Origin of the sequence: Pseudomonas fluorescens (assembly GCF_019212185.1) — a bacterium.
In the GTDB taxonomy this organism is placed as follows: Bacteria; Pseudomonadota; Gammaproteobacteria; order Pseudomonadales; family Pseudomonadaceae; genus Aquipseudomonas.
Genome location: NZ_CP078138.1, coordinates 1,923,372 through 1,940,958, shown reverse-complemented (window position 1 = coordinate 1,940,958; position 17,587 = coordinate 1,923,372). Strand labels below are relative to the sequence as shown.

Here is a 17,587-nt window from a genome sequence, read left to right as displayed (position 1 = left end):
CGCCGCCCCGCTGTCGTACGCAGTGTCCCCACACTGCTGTCAGCGCGCTCGCCACTCTCCCAAACGCCCCCGCAAACGGGCCGCGCACTGGCTGTGTAACTGGCTGACCCGCGATTCACTGACCCCCAGTACCTCGCCGATTTCCTTGAGGTTCAGCTCTTCGTCGTAGTACAGCGCCAACACCAGTCGCTCACGCTCCGGCAAATTGGCAATCGCGTCCGCCAGCGCTGCCTGGAAGCGCTCGTCTTCCAGGTCGCGCGACGGCTCTTGATGAGCACTCGCGCCATCCTCATGCAGCCCTTCATGCTCGCCGTCCTGCAACAGGTCGTCGAAGCTGAACAGGCGACTGCCCAAGGTGTCATTCAAAATCCCGTAGTAATCATCGAGACTCAATTGGAGTTCGGCCGCAACCTCGTGATCTTTAGCGTCACGTCCGGTTTTAGCTTCAATTGTGCGAATCGCATCACTGACCATACGGGTATTGCGGTGGACCGAGCGTGGCGCCCAGTCCCCTTTGCGGACTTCGTCGAGCATCGCGCCCCGAATACGAATCCCGGCATAGGTCTCGAAACTTGCACCCTTGCTGGCGTCGTATTTGGTCGACACTTCCAGCAAGCCAATCATCCCCGCCTGAATCAGATCCTCGACCTGAACGCTGGCCGGCAAACGCGCCAGAAGGTGGTAGGCAATACGTTTTACCAGTGGCGCGTAACGCTCGATCAGCTCGTACTGCGCGTCACGCGCCGACTGCTTGTACAGGTTGTAACCGCTCGCGGTCATAGCACCGGACCCGCAGTCTGTTGCACCAGGCGCTCCACGAAAAACTCCAGATGCCCACGCGGATTGGCGGGCAGTGGCCAAGTGTCGACTTTCTGCGCGATGGCCCGGAAGGCCAAGGCGCACTTGGAGCGCGGGAACGCCTCGTACACTGCGCGCTGTTTCTGTACGGCCTTACGCACGCTTTCGTCGTACGGCACCGCACCGACGTATTGTAGGGCGACATCGAGGAAGCGATCCGTGACCTTGGTCAACTTGGCGAACAGGTTGCGGCCCTCCTGCGGGCTCTGCGCCATGTTGGCCAGCACGCGGAAACGATTCATCCCGTAGTCGCGGTTGAGCAGTTTGATCAGGGCGTAGGCGTCGGTGATCGAGGTCGGTTCGTCGCAGACCACCAGCAACACTTCCTGGGCCGCGCGCACGAAGCTGACCACCGATTCGCCGATGCCGGCGGCGGTGTCGATCACCAACACGTCGAGGTTATCGCCGATGTCGCTGAAAGCCTGGATCAGGCCCGCGTGCTGCGCCGGGCTCAGGTGCACCATGCTCTGGGTGCCGGAAGCGGCCGGCACGATGCGAATCCCGCCCGGCCCCTGCAGCAATACATCGCGCAGTTCGCAGCGGCCCTCGATCACATCGGCCAGGGTGCGCTTGGGCGTCAGTCCCAGGAGGACGTCGACGTTCGCCAGCCCCAGGTCGGCGTCCAGCAGCATGACGCGCCGGCCGAGCTCTGCCAGAGCCAGGGACAAGTTCACTGAAACGTTAGTCTTACCGACGCCACCCTTGCCGCCGGTCACCGCGATCACCTGTACGGGATGCATGCTGCCCATGTGCTTTCTTTACCTTGTCTTGCTTAGACGCGGGCTACATGACTGGCTGCGCGTTCGCGAACGAACAATGCATGGCAGGCCATCGATGTAGATACAAATCTAGTCATTAATACCTCAGCCAACCCGTTTGGTCGGACTGTGGTAGAGGTCAGCGAACATATCAGCCATGGCTTCTTCGCTGGGTTCTTCCTGCATTTGTACACTGACCGCGCGGCTCACCAGTTGGTGCCGGCGCGGCAAGTGCAGATCGTCCGGGATCCGCGGTCCATCGGTCAGATAGGCGACCGGCAACTCATGACTGATTGCCAGACTCAATACTTCGCCCAGGTTGGCCGTCTCGTCCAGTTTAGTCAGGATGCAGCCTGCCAGCCCGCATCGCTTGTAACTGTGATAAGCGGCCGTCAACACCTGCTTCTGGCTGGTGGTGGCCAGGACCAGATAATTCTTCGATTTGATGCCACGACCGGCGAGGCTCTCCAGTTGCATGCGCAACGCCGGGTCGCTGGCCTGCAGGCCGGCGGTGTCGATCAGCACCACGCGTTTGCGCAGCACCGGCTCAAGGGCCTGGGCCAGCGATTGGCCGGGATCCAGGTGGGTCACCGAGACGTTGAGAATCCGCCCCAGGGTCTTGAGTTGTTCCTGAGCGCCGATGCGGTAGCTGTCCATGCTCACCAGGGCAATGTTCTGCGAGCCGTACTTGAGCACGTAACGCGCCGCCAGCTTGGCCAACGTGGTGGTCTTGCCCATACCGGCCGGGCCGACCATGGCAATCACCCCACCCTCTTCCAGCGGCTCGACCTCAGGGGTCTGGATCATCCGCGCCAGGTGCGCCAGTAGCATGCGCCAGGCCTGGCGTGGGTCTGCAATCTCGGTGATCAATTCCAGCAGGTCACGGGACAGCGGACCGGACAAGCCGATGCGCTGCAGGCGACGCCACAGGTTGGCCTGCTGCGGATGACGACCTTGCAGTTGATTCCAGGCCAGCGACCCCAATTGCACTTCCAGCAGTTCGCGCAAGCCATTGAGCTCCGAGCGCATGGCGTCGTAGGCGCGCGGATCGATACTCGCCGTCGGGGCGGGTGCCGGAGCGGGGCGTGGCGGCTCGGACAGCGTTGGCTCGATCAGCGGCTCGGCAGCGGTCAACGGCAAGCCGGCGAACAGCTGGCGACTGGCGTGCTCGCCCGCTTCGCCTTCGCCACGCAGGCTCAGTTCGGCCTGGGCGGTGACAATTCGCGACTGGGTCTTGCGCAGCTCGTCTTCGAGCTCGACGTTCGGCACCCGTGGCGCCAGCGCCGAGAGTTTGTAATCGAGGGCAGCCATCAGCTCGACACCGCCGGCGATCCGTCGGTTGCCAATGATCGCGGCATCGGCGCCCAGCTCATCACGAACCAGCTTCATGGCCTGACGCATATCGGCGGCGAAAAAACGCTTAACTTGCATAAACCACTACCTCAGCCGTTGGGCCCTACTGTCGCAACGATGGTCACCTGCTTGTTGTCGGGTATCTCTTGATACGCCAACACGTGCAACCCCGGGACCGCGAGACGCCCGAAGCGCGAAAGCATCGCGCGTACGGGACTGGCTACCAACAGAATCACCGGGTGACCTTGCATTTCCTGACGCTGGGCCGCGTCGATCAACGAACGCTGCAGCTTCTCGGCCATGCTTGGCTCCAGCAAGACGCTCTCATCAGCGCCCTGCCCTGCCTTCTGAATACTATTGAGCAATATTTGTTCCAACCTTGGCTCCAAGGTGATCACAGGCAGCTCGGACTCAGTGCCTACAATGCTTTGGACGATAGCGCGAGACAGGCCAACGCGCACAGCGGCGACCAAAGCGGCGGTATCTTGACTCTTGGCAGCATTGTTCGCGATGGCCTCGGCAATGCTGCGGATGTCGCGCACCGGCACCTGCTCCGCCAGCAACGCCTGCAACACCTTGAGCAGTTGCGACAGCGACAGCACCCCTGGCACCAACTCTTCCGCCAGTTTCGGCGAGCTTTTCGCCAGCAACTGCATGAGTTGCTGGACTTCTTCGTGGCCGATCAATTCGCTGGAGTGCTTGTACAGAATCTGGTTCAAGTGCGTCGCCACAACCGTACTGGCATCGACCACGGTATAGCCCAGCGATTGCGCCTGAGAGCGCTGGCTGATCTCAATCCACACCGCCTCCAGGCCAAAGGCCGGATCCTTGGCGGTAATGCCGTTGAGCGTACCGAACACCTGCCCCGGGTTGATCGCCAGTTCGCGGTCCGGGTAGATCTCGGCTTCGGCGAGGATCACCCCCATCAGGGTCAGGCGGTAAGCACTTGGCGCCAGGTCGAGGTTGTCGCGGATATGCACGGTGGGCATCAGAAAGCCAAGGTCCTGGGAGAGCTTTTTGCGCACCCCCTTGATCCGCGCCAGCAATTGCCCACCCTGGTTGCGATCCACCAGCGGGATCAGGCGGTAACCGACTTCCAGGCCGATCATGTCGATCGGCGTGACGTCGTCCCAACCCAGCTCCTTGGTTTCCATGGCCCGCGCTGGCGATGGCAGCAGTTCCTGCTGGCGTTTGGCATCTTCCAGCGCCTTGACCTTGACGCCGTTCTGTTTCTTCCAGAACAGGTAGGCACCGCCGGCGGCGATGGCGGCCATGCTGAGGAATGCGAAGTGCGGCATGCCCGGGACAATACCCATGATCGCCATCAACGCCGCCGACACCGCCAGCGCCTTGGGCGAGGCAAACATCTGCCGGTTGATCTGCTTGCCCATGTCTTCGGAGCCCGAAGCACGGGTCACCATGATCGCGGCAGCAGTGGACAACAGCAGTGATGGCAATTGCGCCACCAAACCGTCACCGATGGTCAGCAACGCGTAGACCTTACCGGCGTCGCCGAAGGTCATGCCGTGCTGGAAAATACCCACCGCCATGCCGCCGATCAGGTTGATAAACAGGATCAGCAAGCCGGCGATGGCGTCACCGCGCACGAATTTGCTGGCACCGTCCATCGAACCGTAGAACTCGGCTTCCTGGGCGACTTCCGAACGACGGGACTTGGCCTGGTTCTGGTCGATCAGGCCGGCGTTGAGGTCGGCGTCGATCGCCATTTGCTTGCCGGGCATGGCATCGAGGGTAAACCGCGCGCTGACCTCGGAAATCCGCCCGGCGCCCTTGGTCACTACCACGAAGTTGATGATCATCAGGATCGCGAAGACCACGATACCCACCACGTAGTTACCGCCGATCACCACCTCGCCAAAGGCCTGGATTACCTTGCCCGCAGCGGCATGCCCATCCTGGCCGTGGAGCATCACCACCCGGGTCGAGGCGACGTTCAGCGCCAGGCGCAGCAAGGTGGCCACCAGCAGAATGGTCGGGAACACCGCGAAATCCAACGGCCGCAAGGCGTACACGCAGACCAGCAGGACCACGATCGACAGGGCGATGTTGAAGGTGAAAAACACATCGAGCAGGAACGGCGGGATCGGCAACATCATCATTGCCAGCATGATCAACAGCAACAACGGCACGCCCAGATTGCCCCGGCTGAGGTCCGCCACGTTACTGCGCGCGCTGTTGATGAGCTGAGAGCGATCCACCGGTATTCCCCGTTCCTTGAAGCAAACTTTTGACGCCAGAAGCGGGCGCAGAGCGGCTACTGCAAAAAGCTGTCCAACTTTTGCAGAGGATGGAAATAGACGGGGTTACACGGGAGGATTTGTGTTGCCTGGGCGGACCTCTTCGCGGGCAAGCCCGCTCCCACAGGTTCTGGGTCCAACACAGATTTCGCGGTCAACCCCGATCACTGCGGGAGCCGACTTGCCGGTGAAGGCGACAGATCTGATGGACCGCGTCGCTCCATTCGCTGGCAAGCCAGCGCCTACAAAGTCCACCTTCAGCTCAAGAATCGCGCCGCAACTCCGGCGGAATCGGCACGTCGTCCTTGAACGGCTCCGGCCGCTTGCCTTTGCCGGCCCGGAACTGACGGATCTGGTAGACATACGCCAGCACCTGGGCCACCGCCAGATACAACCCACCTGGAATCTCCTGATCCAACTCAGTGGAGTAGTAGATCGACCGCGCCAGCGCCGGTGATTCGAGCAGCAGCACATTGTTGCTGACCGCGATTTCGCGGATTTTCAGGGCGAGGAAGTCGCTGCCCTTGGCGACCAGCATCGGCGCGCCGCCTTTGTCCGGATCGTATTTGAGCGCCACTGCATAGTGGGTCGGGTTGGTGATGACCACGTCGGCGTCGGGGATGGCGGCCATCATCCGCCGCTGGGACATCTCGCGCTGCAGCTGGCGGATGCGCTGTTTGACCTCGGGGCGACCTTCCTGGTCCTTGTGCTCGTCGCGAATTTCCTGCTTGGTCATCATCAGCTTTTTGTGGCTCTGGTACAGCTGCACCGGCACGTCCACCGCCGCGATCAGGATCAGCCCGCAGGCCATCCACAGGGTGCTCCAGCCCACCAACTGGACGCTGTGAATAATCGCCTGCTCCAGTGGTTCATGGGCGATGCGCAGCAGGTCGTCGATGTCCGACTTGAGCACCGTTAGCGCCACAAACAGAATCAACAGAAACTTGGCCAGCGCCTTGAGCAGCTCGATCACCGCCGTCGAGGAGAACATGCGCTTGATGCCGTTGGCCGGGTTCATCCGGCTGAATTTGGGCGCCAGGCTGCTGCCGGCGAACAACCAGCCCCCCAGGGAAATCGGGCCGATCAACGCGGCCAGGAGCAAGGTGATGAGCACCGGCTGCACGGCGATGATCGCGATCTTGCCCGAGTGCAGCAGGTACTGGCCCATGGCACCGGGGCTGAGCAGCACTTCGCGGGGCAGGGAGAAATTCAGGCGCATGACTTCGAGTAAATCCTGCGCCAGACCACCGCCATAGATCAGCAAGCCCCCTGCTCCGGCGAGCATCACTGCCAAGGTGTTGAGCTCCTTGGAACGGGCAATCTCACCCTTCTCGCGGGCGTCCTTTTTCTTTTTCTCGGTGGGTTCTTCGGTCTTGTCCTGACCGCTCTCGCTCTCGGCCATGACTCAGCGCGCCTGTGCCAGATCACGCAGCAACTGCAAGGCCTCGGTGGCCAGCGGTTGATACTGATTGAGAATATCGCCGAGACTGACCCAGAAAATCACCAGGCCCAGCACCAGGGTCAGCGGGAAGCCGATGGAAAAGATGTTCAGCTGCGGCGCCGCGCGGGTCATGATGCCGAAGGCAATGTTGACCACCAGCAGCGCGGTGATCGCCGGCAGCACCAGCAACATCGCCGCGCCCAATACCCAGCCAAGTTTGTTGGCCACGTCCCAGAAGTGATTGACCAGCATCGCGCTGCCCACCGGCAAGGTGGTGAAACTCTCGGTCAGCACCTCAAACACCACCAGATGACCGTTCATGCCGAGAAACAGCAAGGTCACCAGCATGGTCAGGAACTGCCCGATCACCGCCGCCGAGACACCGTTGGTCGGGTCGACCATTGAGGCGAAACCCATGCCCATCTGGATCGAAATAATCTGCCCGGCGACCACGAACGCCTGGAAAAACAGCTGCAGGGAGAAGCCCAGCAATCCGCCAATCAGCACCTGCTCGGCGATCAACAGCAGGCCACTGAGGTCCAGTGCGTTGACCGTGGGCATCGGCGGCAGATTGGGCGTGATCACTACGGTAATGGCCAAGGCGAAATACAGGCGGATCCGCGTGGGCACCAGACTGGTACCGAAGATCGGCATGGTCATCAGCACGGCGCCGACCCGAAACAGCGGCAGCATGAAGCTGGCGACCCAGGTACTGATCTGCGCGTCGGTCAGCGCCAGCAGCGACATGGCTCAGCCGATCAACTGCGGAATACTGCCGTACAGGCGCAGGATGTATTCCATGAAGGTTTGCACCAGCCACGGGCCGGCGACGATCAGGGTTACCAGCATCACCAGCAGGCGCGGCAGGAAACTCAGGGTTTGTTCGTTGATCTGGGTGGCGGCCTGGAACATTGCCACCAACAGCCCCACCAACAGGCTCGGCACCACCAGCACAGCGACCATGACAGTGGTCAGCCAAAGCGCTTCACGAAACAGGTCGACTGCTACTTCAGGCGTCATATCGGGCCACTCGCGCTAAACACCGCCGAAACTGCCGGCCAGGGTGCCGATGATCAGCGCCCAGCCGTCCACCAGCACAAAAAGCATGATCTTGAACGGCAGCGAAATGATCAGCGGCGAGAGCATCATCATGCCCATCGCCATCAGCACACTGGCGACGACAAGGTCGATGATCAGGAACGGGATGAAGATCATGAAACCGATCTGGAACGCGGTTTTCAGCTCGGAAGTGACGAACGCCGGCACCAGGATAGTCAGCGGCGCCTGATCTGGCGAGGCAATGTCGGTGCGCTTGGACAGGCGCATGAACAACTCCAGATCGCTGCTGCGGGTTTGCGCCAGCATGAAGTCCTTGATCGGCACCTGGGCCTTGGCCACTGCGTCCTGGGCGGTCAATTTCTCTGCCAGGTAGGGTTGCAGTGCGTCCTGGTTCACCCGGTCGAACACTGGCGCCATGATGAACAGGGTCAGGAACAGCGCCATGCCGGTGAGGATCTGGTTCGACGGTGTCTGCTGCAGGCCCAGGGCCTGGCGCAGGATCGAGAAGACGATGATGATCCGGGTAAAGCTGGTCATCAGCATGACGAACGCCGGGATAAAGCTCAGCGCAGTCATGATCAGCAGAATCTGCAGGCTGACCGAGTATTCCTGGGCGCCGTCGGCATTGGTGCCGAGGGTAATGGCCGGGATTGACAGCGGGTCGGCCGCCAGCGCCAGGGGCGCGGTCAGCATCAGCAAAAGCGTCAGGAGAAAACGCACGGGCATTACTTCTTATCCTTGTCTTTACCCAGCAACTCCATCAGGCGCTGGGCAAACTCCGGGGTCGCCGGCTCGGTGCTCGGCACCTGTACCGGCTCCTTGAGCACGTGCAGCGCGGTGATGGTGCCCGGGGTCAACCCCAGCAGCACCTGCTCGTTGCCGACCTGCACCAGCACCAGCCGATCACGCGGACCCAGCGCGCGCGAGCCGATCAGCTCAATCACCTGCCCCTTGCCCGCCGGGCCAGCCTGCTGCACTCGGCGCAGTAGCCAGGCGAGCAGGAAGATCAGCCCCAGCACCAGCAACAAACCCAACACCAACTGGGTCAACTGACCGGCCACGCCGCTGCCGACAGCAGGTGCGGCGACCGCTGCCACAGGCTCGGCCGCCATCACCGCGGACGGCAGCGCCAGCACTACACCGAGGAGTTTTTTCACTTAGCGCAGCTTCTTGATGCGTTCGCTCGGGCTGATCACGTCAGTCAGGCGGATGCCGAACTTTTCGTTGACCACCACCACTTCGCCGTGGGCAATCAGTGTGCCGTTGACCAGCACGTCGAGCGGCTCGCCGGCCAGGCGATCGAGCTCGATCACCGAGCCCTGGTTGAGCTGCAGCAGGTTGCGGATGTTGATATCGGTGCTGCCGACTTCCATCGAGATCGACACCGGGATATCGAGGATCACGTCCAAGTTGGGACCGTCGAGGGTCACCGGACCGTTGTTCTTCGGCGCACTGCCGAATTCTTCCATTGGCAGGCGATTGGACGGTGAGCCGGCAGCGTCGGCGGCCAGCAGCGCGTCGATATCATCCTGGCCAACGTCACCGGCTTCTTCCAGCGCGGCAGCCCACTCATCAGCCAGGGCCTGGTCGTCCTGGGAATTCATATCGTTAACCATCATTTGTCCTCGGCGGGGCAACCATCATTTAAAGGCGAATACACAACAACGCCGCTCAGCGGCGCTCGATCGGCTCGATCACTTGCAACGCGAGGTTGCCCTTGTGCGAACCCATCTTGACCTTGAAGGCCGGCACGCCATTGGCGCGCATGATCATGTCTTCCGGCAGGTCAACCGGGATCACGTCACCCGGCTGCATGTGCAGGATGTCGCGCAGGCGCAATTGACGACGGGCGACGGTGGCGCTTAGCGGCACATCGACGTCCATCACGTCCTGGCGCAGGGCGTTGACCCAGCGTTCGTCCTGGTCGTCCAGATCGGACTGGAAACCGGCATCGAGCATTTCGCGCACCGGCTCGATCATCGAATACGGCATGGTCACGTGCAGGTCGCCGCCACCGCCATCGAGTTCGATGTGGAAGGTAGACACCACCACTGCTTCGCTGGGGCCGACGATATTGGCCATGGCCGGGTTCACTTCCGAGTTGATGTACTCAAAATTAACTTCCATGATCGCCTGCCAGGCTTCTTTCAAATCGGTGAACGCCTGCTCCAGCACCATGCGCACCACCCGCAGTTCGGTGGGGGTGAATTCGCGACCTTCGATCTTGGCGTGACGGCCGTCGCCACCGAAGAAGTTGTCCACCAGCTTAAACACCAGCTTGGCGTCAAGGATGAACAGCGCGGTGCCGCGCAACGGCTTGATCTTCACCAGGTTGAGGCTGGTGGGCACGTACAGCGAGTGCACGTACTCACCGAATTTCATCACCTGCACCCCGCCGACGGCGACATCGGCCGAACGCCGGAGCATGTTGAACATGCTGATACGGGTATAGCGGGCAAACCGCTCGTTGATCATCTCAAGGGTCGGCATGCGCCCACGGACGATCCGGTCCTGACTGGTCAGGTCGTAACTTTTGACGCTACCGGGTTCGGAAACGGTATCGGTCTGCACCAGACCATCGTCGACGCCATGCAGCAGCGCATCGATCTCATCCTGGGACAGCAGGTCCTGCACGGCCATGTCGAGTTCCTACTGCAGTACGAAATTGGTAAAGAGCAACTGCTCGACCACTACTTTGCCGACTTCCTTCTGCGCCACTTCCTGCACGCTGGCAGTGGCTTTCTGGCGCAGCATTTCCTGGCCGACCGGGGTCGCCAGGGTGTCGAAGGATTGTCCGGAGAACAGCATGACCAGGTTGTTGCGGATCACCGGCATATGCACTTTCAAGGCGTCGAGGTCGGCCTGGTTGCGTGCCTGCAGGGTAATACTCACCTGCATGTAGCGCTGACGGCCGTTCTGGTTGAAGTTGGCGATGAAGGCCGGAGTCATGGGTTCGTAGATGGCAGCTGGCTTGACGTTGCTGGCAGCCTCGGCGGCGGGCTCAGGTTTGCTCTGGGCACTGTGCATGAAGTACCAGGTCGCGCCGATGGACAGGCCGATGGCCAACAGCACACCCGCCACGATCATCAGGATCAGCTTGAGTTTGCCTTTCCCGGCGGGGTCTTTTACTGCTGCGTCGCTCTTCGCCATGCCAATAATCCGTCACTAATCGGGTTTTCACAGTCGCACGGCAAGGCAAGAGCAAGTGTTATGCCAGAAGTGTCGATGGGAATCGGCGGGTAACCTGTGCAGGAGCTGGCTTGCCCGCGAAAAAACCGAGAGCGCCCGGTTTAAACAGCATGGGCGCGTTATCGTTGACGCCCATCGCGGCGATGCGGCGCCCCGACAAGCCAGCTCCTACAGGTTTTGTGTCGATCACAAGTCTTGTGGCGTTTTCAAAACCCGGCTGGCGAATCAGGCGTAGTAATCGACCGCGCTGCTGCCAATCACCTGCGGTGTACTGGCGGCGATTTCGGCGAGACTCGCCGGCGACTCATCGCTCAGCGGCTCCAGGCGGGAGCCGTTGGCCGAGGTCCGCGTACCCTGCCCCTGGCCTTGCTGGGCCTGTTCCTGAGAACCGCGGGACTGGTCGGAAACGTTGACGTCGACCTGGCCCATGCCCTGCTGCACGAACATCTCGCGCAGTCGATGCATCTGTCCGTCCAATGCTTCACGAACACCGACATGGGCGCTCATGAAGGTGACCTGGGTCTGCTGGTCGGGAATCATGTTGACGCGAATATCGAGCCGCCCCAACTCGGCCGGTTGCAGCTGGATATCGGCGGCCTTGAGGTTGGCGCTGGACAGGTACATGACCCGATTCACCAGCTCTTCGCTCCAGCCACTCTGGTGCATGGCCAGCGGCTGGTTGACCGGCAGTGCGTTGGCGGTTTTCGGCGTGGCGGCCTGGGTCAGTGCGGCCAGGCGGTTGGCGAAATCGTCGACCCGGGTGTCGCTGCTGGCGGATTTCAGATCCTTGAGGCCGTCTTCGAGCAAACCACTGAAGGCCTTGTCACCGCCCTTGTCGGTGCTGTCCTGCTCAGCCTGCACATCGAGCATGCTGGCCATGCCGGCGGCGAAGGTCTGCATCGAAGTCAGCTCCCCCTCGGCCGACACCGCAGCCGGCGGTGCGGCCTTGGGTTGCGCCTGACTGGCGGCAGACAGGTGACCGCTCTGCTCCATGGCCAGGCGTACGGCGGGAAGTGCGTCCAGCGGATCGGCCTCGGGGTCGAACGCCGGATCGCTGACGGAGGCTGTCGCCGCTGCCAGCGCGGCCTGGATCGTCGGATCGGCCGCAACCGCAGCCTCGACAGGCTCTGCCGGCACCACGGGCGCAGGTGTCTGAGCAACGGCAGGCGCCGTGCCATCAACCGGAGTATCGCTGTCGGCAGCCTGGGTTTCATCGGGCAAGGTTTTGCCGCTATCGGCAAGCGTCGTTGCGGCTGCGGCAGATTTGTCGCTGTCCACATCCTGTTTGCCGGGCGCATCCGTTGCCTTGTCCCGCAACGGTTTTACCCCGGCGTCACCGCCAGGAGCAGCCTTGGCCGGCTTCTGATCGGCGAACATCCGGGCAAAGCTGGCAGGCTTGTCCCCCTGTACTGCGGGCGTTGCCGAGATATTGGCAGGGCCGGACGGCGTCTTGGCCTGCGCGCCAGCCTGAAGCAGTAGATTGGGGGAAAGGGGCATCGCGGTCTCCGCTGCACGGGATAAATGGGTACAGGTGCGCGAGAAGACAGCAAGAGTCGAGCCAGATTGCGGGGGCGCCGACTAAAAGCAGCGATTGGGAGAATGAGTGATCAATGAGCGCTCACGCTCGGCTTCGTAGAGGGGTCGAACAAAGGCAAACTCGCCGTCGATTTCTCCGACCAGCTTGGCCAATCCCTGGGGAGCGTCCCCCTTGGCCAATTGCTCCAACTTGCCGCACAGCTTGGCCAGGCGTACCGCGCCCATATTGCTGCTGCTGCCCTTGAAACTGTGGGCCGCACTGATGAGTTGCGAAATATCGTCCGCTTCGCGGAGCATTTGCAGGCGCTCTTCGGAGTCACTGAGAAAGGTCTCGAGCAATTCCGAATAGTGCTCCTCCATGACTTCCTGCAACGCGCTGAGCACGTCCTGGTCCAGATGTTTATCCATCACTTGTTCGCTCCTTGATCAAGAATCCGCGGAATTATGCCAGAGCCTCCCAGGAAAACTCCACGCGGGCCAGCCGTCCGTCGTCGGACCAACTGGCATTACGGCTCAATTGCCGGATCAGGCTGACACCACGACCCGACAAACGGCCAACATCCAACGGTCTGTCCATTACACGCCGCACATCAAAACCATTGCCACTGTCCTGCACTTCAATCACCAGGCAGCCGCCCGAGCCTTGCGGCACAACGTGCAAACGCACGCGCAGAAAGCCTTCCTCCAACTGCTCCAGACGCGCGTTGCGCAACTGATAGTAGCGGGCAAATCCCGAAGCGTCGCGCTTGATGCTGGAATCCAGCCCCAGCACCCCGTGCTCCAGCGCATTGGAGTACAACTCGGCGAGCACGCTGTAGAGCGCCCCGCTCTGCGCCCGCAGGCCATGTACTTCCAACAGCAGTTGCAGCAGATAAGGCAGCGGATTGAAGCGCTTGAGCGTGGCGGCGCGAAACTCGAAACTCACCGACCAGTCCAGCGGGCTCGATTGACCACTGTCGGAATACACCGGCGCCGGCTGCGCCAGTTTATCCGGCGCCAGCAGGCTGACCTCGACCATGCTCACGTCATCCCGCGCCTGGCCGCCAAAATCCCGTAGCGCTGCCTCTATATCCTCGAACAAAAGGTCCGGCTCACGGTTATTGGCGAACACGTGCTGCAAGCGCTCTACCCCGAATAGTTGCTCGTCGTTGTCGCAGGTATCGATGACCCCGTCGGACAACAGGAACACCCGATCTCCCACCGCCATGGGGAACACTTCCGTGCGGTCGTCAAACGCCTGCGCGCTCAACACCCCCAGGGGCAAATGCCGCGACTTCAGGGCCCGCCGCTCGCCGCTGGCCACGTCATGCAGATAACCGTCGGGCATGCCGCCATTCCACACCTCCACCGAGCGCCGTTGAAAACTCAGGGACAACAGGGTGGCGCAGCAAAACATGTCCACCGGCAGGATGCGCTTGAGCTTGGCATTCATCTCGCGAAGGATTTCCGCCAGCACGAACCCCTTGGCCGTCATGCCGTAGAACACCTCGGCCAAGGGCATGGCGCCAACCGCCGCCGGCAAGCCATGGCCGGTGAAGTCACCGAGCAGCAGGTGCATATCGCCCGCCGGGGTCAGGGCGGCCAACAGCAAATCACCGTTGAACAGCGCATAGGGCGATTGGGTATAGCGAATGTTCGGCGAACTCAGGCAACCGGAGTGGGCGATCTTGTCGAACACCGCCTTGGCCACCCGCTGCTCATTGAGCAAGTGGTGATGATGCCGGGCAATCTCGTCACGTTGCTCAAGCACAGTGGCCTGTAACCGACGCAATCGATCCATGGCCTTGATCTTGGCCGCCAGCATTACTGGCTTATAGGGCTTTGCCAGAAAATCGTCGCCGCCTGCCTCCAGGCATTGGGCAAGGCCCTGGCTCTGGCTCAGGGAGGTGAGAAAGATGATCGGCACCAGGGTTTCGCCAGCCAATTGCTTGATCTGCCGCGCCGCGTCGAAGCCGTCCATGACCGGCATCATCGCGTCCATCAACACCAACTGCGGGCGCAGTTGCCGATACAACTCGACTGCTTCGGCGCCATCGACCGCCACCAGCACCGCATGCCCAAGGCGCCGGACAATGCTCGCCAACAGCAGGCGATCGGCCGCGCTGTCTTCGGCGATCAGCACCGTCAGGGATTCAAGCGCCGGCATCTGCGGACTCAACTGATGTCGAACAGTTTGTCGAAATTGGAGATGGCGAGGATCTTTCGCACATTCGAACTGCTGTTGATCAGGCACACGTCCGACTCGCCGCCGCCAGCATGATCACGCAGCAACAGGAGCATGCCCAGGGCCGAGCTGTCGAGGTAGGTGACATCTTTGAGATCGACCACCACTGAGCTGCCAGGGCAACGGTCGATGGTTTCGTAGGACGCACGCAATTCCTGGTGCTTGGCGAAGTCGAAGCGCCCCTTGATAGCAATCGTCAGCTTCAATCCGTCCGGTGAAACTTCGGTAATGACTGACATGCAAGAGCTTCCTTGTCTTAGGCAATCGTGTACAAGGTTTAGCACCTGTACAAGGCATCAGCAAGGCAGCCCATCGCCTCGCTGGCACTGATCAGTAGGGATTTTCCCGGGGCAGGCGCTGTGACAGTTCGTCGAGCAGCTTTTGCTCGCGCTTATCCTCCAGTTGCCGGGCTTCGTCGATGTAGCGTTGCACCAGTTTGCGCAACCCCTCGACCCGGGCGTAGGCCTGTTGCCAGCCGTCGCGGGCCTTGTCCAGATTGTTCTGATGCCAGGCCAGACTTTGCCGCTGCTGATCGATGGCGGTGCCCAATTGTCCGAGGAAGCCCTGGTAGCCCAGCAACCACTGACCGGAAACCCCTTCCTTGCCGCGTTCGACCCAGCGCTCCAGGTACTCCAGGCGAAAGCCATCGAGGTCGGCCAGCTTGCTTTCGGCCAGCCGTACCTGGCCCTGGAAATAGCCCAGGCGCTGGGCCGCGGTTTTCTCGGCCTTTTCCGCCATGTCGACTACCGGGGCCAGGCGTGCGGCGCGACTCTGGGCCATGGTCGGTTACCCCCCGGGCGCTGGCGCGAAGATGGTCTCCAGATGACCATGGCTTTCACCGATGCTGATGTTGTCGTTCAGGCCCTGGCGCAAGTAATTGACCATGGCGGGCTGCAGGGCAATCGCGGTGTCGGTCTCGCGATCGCCACCAGGAACATAGGCACCGACGCTGATCAGGTCGCGGCTCTGCTGGAAGCGCGACCACAACTGCTTGAAGTACTGCGCCCGACGCATGTGCTCGGGCGACACCACCGACGGCATGACCCGGCTGATCGAGGCTTCGATGTCGATCGCCGGATAGTGCCCTTCTTCGGCCAGCCGGCGGGACAACACGATATGCCCGTCGAGCACGCCCCGCGCCGAGTCGGCAATCGGGTCCTGCTGGTCGTCGCCTTCGGAAAGCACGGTGTAGAACGCAGTAATCGAACCGCCACCGGCTTCGGCATTACCGGCGCGCTCCACCAGTTTCGGCAGCTTGGCGAACACCGAGGGCGGATAACCCTTGGTTGCCGGCGGCTCGCCTATGGCCAGGGCGATTTCCCGCTGGGCCTGGGCGAAACGGGTCAGCGAGTCCATCAGCAACAGGACGTTCTTGCCCTTGTCGCGAAAATATTCGGCGATGCGCGTGCAGTACATGGCGGCGCGCATGCGCATCAGCGGCGCGTCGTCCGCTGGCGAGGCGACTACCACCGAACGCTTGAGGCCTTCTTCGCCAAGGATATGCTCGATGAATTCCTTGACCTCTCGGCCCCGCTCACCAATCAACCCGACCACGATGATGTCGGCCTCGGTGAAGCGGGTCATCATGCCCAGCAGCACACTCTTGCCCACGCCGGTACCGGCGAACAGGCCCAGGCGCTGGCCGCGACCCACCGTCAATAATCCGTTGATCGAGCGAATGCCGACGTCCAGCGGCTGGCTGATGGGGTCGCGGTTCAGCGGGTTGATCGTCGGACCGTCCAGCGGCACCCAGTCCTCGGCCTTCATCCCACCCTTGCCATCCAGCGCACGACCGGCGCCATCGAGCACCCGACCGAGCATGCTCATACCCATCGGCAGGCGACCGTTATCGGCCAGCGGCACCACGCGGGCACCAGGGGCGATACCAGCAACACTGCCCACCGGCATCAGGAATATCTTATTGCCGGAGAAGCCCATGACTTCGGCTTCGACCTCGACCGGGTGATAGCTGTCGTCATTGATCACCCGGCAACGACTGCCCATGGCGGCACGCAAGCCTTCGGCTTCGAGGGTCAGGCCGACCATGCGCAGCAGGCGCCCTTCGAGGATCGGCTGGCCAGGCAGATCGATGGCCTCGGCATAGCTGCCCAGGCGCTTGGCGAAACTGGTGCGATCAAGGCGCATCGGACGGGTCCGGGGCTTTCGTCAGATCCAGGTGCAGGTCCGCCGGCGCCGGGTGCAGGGATTGCTCGTGCAATTGATCGAGCAATTGCGCGGTGGCTTGGGTGATACGCGTCTCTACCGTGGCGTCGATGCGGCTGTGCTCGGTTTCGACCCGGCAACCACCGGGCAACAGCGCCTCGTCCTCGACGATGCGCCAGGTTTCTTCATGGCGTTCACGCAGCGCCTTGACTTGGGCAAAGTCCTGCGGATTAACGTACAGGCGCACGTTATCCACCCCCAGCGGCAGCAGCTTGAGGGCCTCGCGCATGACATGTTCGATCTGCGACGAATCCATCGCCAACTCACGCTGGATCACTTGCCGGCTGATGTGCTGGACCAGCACCACCAGGCCTTTTTCGATTTGCGTGTCCTGCTCGGCGATCGGCTCGAAGAGGTTTTTCATCAGCGACTCAAGGCTGGCCAGTTTGGCGCTCAACGCGACTTCAGCCTCCTGACGGACCTTGAGCGTGGTGCTGTGAAAACCTTCTTTTTCCCCGGTGGCAAAGCCTTCGTTCCAGGCTTCCTGGCGAATACTTTCGAGCTCTTCGAGGGTCAGTGGCTGGACTTCTTCCAGCGGCACTTCCTCGACTTCCGGCGGCTCGGGCTCGGGTTCCGGCTCGGGCTCAGGGACAAACGGGTCGAAACTGGGCAGAGACCAGCGGTCGAAGCCCTCGACATCCCGCGCGCGAATCAGGTCGCTGGGCGCCTCATCATTCTTGGCTACCAT

Annotated in this window: 19 protein-coding genes; all 19 read right to left on the bottom strand. The window is 61.7% G+C overall.

Features of this window, described 5'->3' with window-relative positions:
• Positions 1 to 39: 39 nt before the first annotated feature.
• The gene (gene fliA / locus KW062_RS08615) at positions 40 to 780 is read right to left on the bottom strand and encodes an RNA polymerase sigma factor FliA (RefSeq protein WP_027621028.1); all 741 of its coding nucleotides are present in this window, start codon (positions 778 to 780) and stop codon (positions 40 to 42) included.
• Positions 777 to 1,607, bottom strand: a complete 831-nt coding sequence (gene fleN, locus KW062_RS08610; RefSeq protein ID WP_027621027.1) for a flagellar synthesis regulator FleN — start codon at positions 1,605 to 1,607, stop codon at positions 777 to 779. Before fleN ends, fliA begins: the two co-directional genes overlap by 4 nt.
• Positions 1,608 to 1,721: 114 nt before the next feature.
• Complete coding sequence (gene flhF, locus KW062_RS08605) at positions 1,722 to 3,047, bottom strand: flagellar biosynthesis protein FlhF (RefSeq protein ID WP_105754363.1); 1,326 nt, start codon at positions 3,045 to 3,047, stop codon at positions 1,722 to 1,724.
• A gap of 11 nt (positions 3,048 to 3,058) precedes the next feature.
• Entirely contained in the window at positions 3,059 to 5,188 is a 2,130-nt protein-coding gene (gene flhA, locus KW062_RS08600) for a flagellar biosynthesis protein FlhA (protein ID WP_027621025.1), read from the bottom strand.
• Between the two features lie 301 nt (positions 5,189 to 5,489).
• Positions 5,490 to 6,629 (bottom strand): flagellar biosynthesis protein FlhB, encoded by a 1,140-nt coding sequence (flhB, locus tag KW062_RS08595; protein WP_027621024.1) that lies wholly within the window; start codon positions 6,627 to 6,629, stop codon positions 5,490 to 5,492.
• Positions 6,630 to 6,632: 3 nt separating this feature from the next.
• A complete protein-coding gene (fliR, locus tag KW062_RS08590) occupies positions 6,633 to 7,415 on the bottom strand; it encodes a flagellar biosynthetic protein FliR (RefSeq protein WP_027621023.1) in 783 nt (260 codons plus the stop codon).
• A 3-nt stretch (positions 7,416 to 7,418) separates the two neighbouring features.
• Complete coding sequence (fliQ, locus tag KW062_RS08585; protein WP_027621022.1) at positions 7,419 to 7,688, bottom strand: flagellar biosynthesis protein FliQ; 270 nt, start codon at positions 7,686 to 7,688, stop codon at positions 7,419 to 7,421.
• 15 nt (positions 7,689 to 7,703) lie between these two features.
• The gene (fliP, locus tag KW062_RS08580) at positions 7,704 to 8,453 is read right to left on the bottom strand and encodes a flagellar type III secretion system pore protein FliP (protein WP_033866509.1); all 750 of its coding nucleotides are present in this window, start codon (positions 8,451 to 8,453) and stop codon (positions 7,704 to 7,706) included.
• Positions 8,453 to 8,884, bottom strand: coding sequence for a flagellar biosynthetic protein FliO (gene fliO / locus KW062_RS08575; protein WP_027621020.1), 432 nt, complete (start codon positions 8,882 to 8,884; stop codon positions 8,453 to 8,455). Before fliO ends, fliP begins: the two co-directional genes overlap by 1 nt.
• On the bottom strand, positions 8,885 to 9,343 hold the full coding sequence (gene fliN / locus KW062_RS08570) for a flagellar motor switch protein FliN (protein ID WP_027621019.1): 459 nt from the start codon (positions 9,341 to 9,343) through the stop codon (positions 8,885 to 8,887). It abuts the gene before it with no gap.
• Between the two features lie 55 nt (positions 9,344 to 9,398).
• A complete protein-coding gene (gene fliM / locus KW062_RS08565; protein WP_027621018.1) occupies positions 9,399 to 10,367 on the bottom strand; it encodes a flagellar motor switch protein FliM in 969 nt (322 codons plus the stop codon).
• Positions 10,368 to 10,376: 9 nt separating this feature from the next.
• The gene (gene fliL, locus KW062_RS08560) at positions 10,377 to 10,877 is read right to left on the bottom strand and encodes a flagellar basal body-associated protein FliL (RefSeq protein ID WP_027621017.1); all 501 of its coding nucleotides are present in this window, start codon (positions 10,875 to 10,877) and stop codon (positions 10,377 to 10,379) included.
• Positions 10,878 to 11,141: 264 nt separating this feature from the next.
• Positions 11,142 to 12,413 (bottom strand): flagellar hook-length control protein FliK, encoded by a 1,272-nt coding sequence (locus KW062_RS08555; protein WP_105754362.1) that lies wholly within the window; start codon positions 12,411 to 12,413, stop codon positions 11,142 to 11,144.
• An 81-nt stretch (positions 12,414 to 12,494) separates the two neighbouring features.
• On the bottom strand, positions 12,495 to 12,860 hold the full coding sequence (locus KW062_RS08550; RefSeq protein ID WP_371321432.1) for an Hpt domain-containing protein: 366 nt from the start codon (positions 12,858 to 12,860) through the stop codon (positions 12,495 to 12,497).
• Between the two features lie 34 nt (positions 12,861 to 12,894).
• Positions 12,895 to 14,598: an ATP-binding SpoIIE family protein phosphatase gene (locus KW062_RS08545; protein ID WP_105754360.1), complete on the bottom strand. Its 1,704-nt coding sequence runs from the start codon at positions 14,596 to 14,598 to the stop codon at positions 12,895 to 12,897.
• Positions 14,599 to 14,606: 8 nt separating this feature from the next.
• Entirely contained in the window at positions 14,607 to 14,915 is a 309-nt protein-coding gene (locus KW062_RS08540; RefSeq protein WP_027621013.1) for an STAS domain-containing protein, read from the bottom strand.
• A gap of 91 nt (positions 14,916 to 15,006) precedes the next feature.
• Positions 15,007 to 15,456, bottom strand: coding sequence for a flagellar export protein FliJ (gene fliJ / locus KW062_RS08535; RefSeq protein ID WP_027621012.1), 450 nt, complete (start codon positions 15,454 to 15,456; stop codon positions 15,007 to 15,009).
• Positions 15,457 to 15,462: 6 nt separating this feature from the next.
• Positions 15,463 to 16,821, bottom strand: a complete 1,359-nt coding sequence (gene fliI, locus KW062_RS08530; RefSeq protein WP_027621011.1) for a flagellar protein export ATPase FliI — start codon at positions 16,819 to 16,821, stop codon at positions 15,463 to 15,465.
• Positions 16,811 to 17,587 carry a flagellar assembly protein FliH gene (fliH, locus tag KW062_RS08525; RefSeq protein ID WP_105754359.1) on the bottom strand — a complete coding sequence of 259 codons (777 nt, stop codon included), beginning with the start codon at positions 17,585 to 17,587 and terminating at the stop codon, positions 16,811 to 16,813. Before fliH ends, fliI begins: the two co-directional genes overlap by 11 nt.

What these genes read in the sequence shown, in the direction of transcription:
- fliA (WP_027621028.1), bottom strand. Translation starts at nt 780, where the DNA reads ATGACCGCGAGCGGTTACAACCTGTACAAGCAGTCGGCGCGTGACGCG.
- fleN (WP_027621027.1), bottom strand. Translation starts at nt 1,607, where the DNA reads ATGGGCAGCATGCATCCCGTACAGGTGATCGCGGTGACCGGCGGCAAG.
- flhF (WP_105754363.1), bottom strand. Translation starts at nt 3,047, where the DNA reads ATGCAAGTTAAGCGTTTTTTCGCCGCCGATATGCGTCAGGCCATGAAG.
- flhB (WP_027621024.1), bottom strand. Translation starts at nt 6,629, where the DNA reads ATGGCCGAGAGCGAGAGCGGTCAGGACAAGACCGAAGAACCCACCGAG.
- fliR (WP_027621023.1), bottom strand. Translation starts at nt 7,415, where the DNA reads ATGTCGCTGCTGGCGCTGACCGACGCGCAGATCAGTACCTGGGTCGCC.
- fliQ (WP_027621022.1), bottom strand. Translation starts at nt 7,688, where the DNA reads ATGACGCCTGAAGTAGCAGTCGACCTGTTTCGTGAAGCGCTTTGGCTG.
- fliP (WP_033866509.1), bottom strand. Translation starts at nt 8,453, where the DNA reads ATGCCCGTGCGTTTTCTCCTGACGCTTTTGCTGATGCTGACCGCGCCC.
- fliN (WP_027621019.1), bottom strand. Translation starts at nt 9,343, where the DNA reads ATGGTTAACGATATGAATTCCCAGGACGACCAGGCCCTGGCTGATGAG.
- fliM (WP_027621018.1), bottom strand. Translation starts at nt 10,367, where the DNA reads ATGGCCGTGCAGGACCTGCTGTCCCAGGATGAGATCGATGCGCTGCTG.
- fliL (WP_027621017.1), bottom strand. Translation starts at nt 10,877, where the DNA reads ATGGCGAAGAGCGACGCAGCAGTAAAAGACCCCGCCGGGAAAGGCAAA.
- KW062_RS08555 (WP_105754362.1), bottom strand. Translation starts at nt 12,413, where the DNA reads ATGCCCCTTTCCCCCAATCTACTGCTTCAGGCTGGCGCGCAGGCCAAG.
- KW062_RS08550 (WP_371321432.1), bottom strand. Translation starts at nt 12,860, where the DNA reads ATGGATAAACATCTGGACCAGGACGTGCTCAGCGCGTTGCAGGAAGTC.
- KW062_RS08545 (WP_105754360.1), bottom strand. Translation starts at nt 14,598, where the DNA reads ATGCCGGCGCTTGAATCCCTGACGGTGCTGATCGCCGAAGACAGCGCG.
- KW062_RS08540 (WP_027621013.1), bottom strand. Translation starts at nt 14,915, where the DNA reads ATGTCAGTCATTACCGAAGTTTCACCGGACGGATTGAAGCTGACGATT.
- fliJ (WP_027621012.1), bottom strand. Translation starts at nt 15,456, where the DNA reads ATGGCCCAGAGTCGCGCCGCACGCCTGGCCCCGGTAGTCGACATGGCG.
- fliI (WP_027621011.1), bottom strand. Translation starts at nt 16,821, where the DNA reads ATGCGCCTTGATCGCACCAGTTTCGCCAAGCGCCTGGGCAGCTATGCC.
- fliH (WP_105754359.1), bottom strand. Translation starts at nt 17,587, where the DNA reads ATGGTAGCCAAGAATGATGAGGCGCCCAGCGACCTGATTCGCGCGCGG.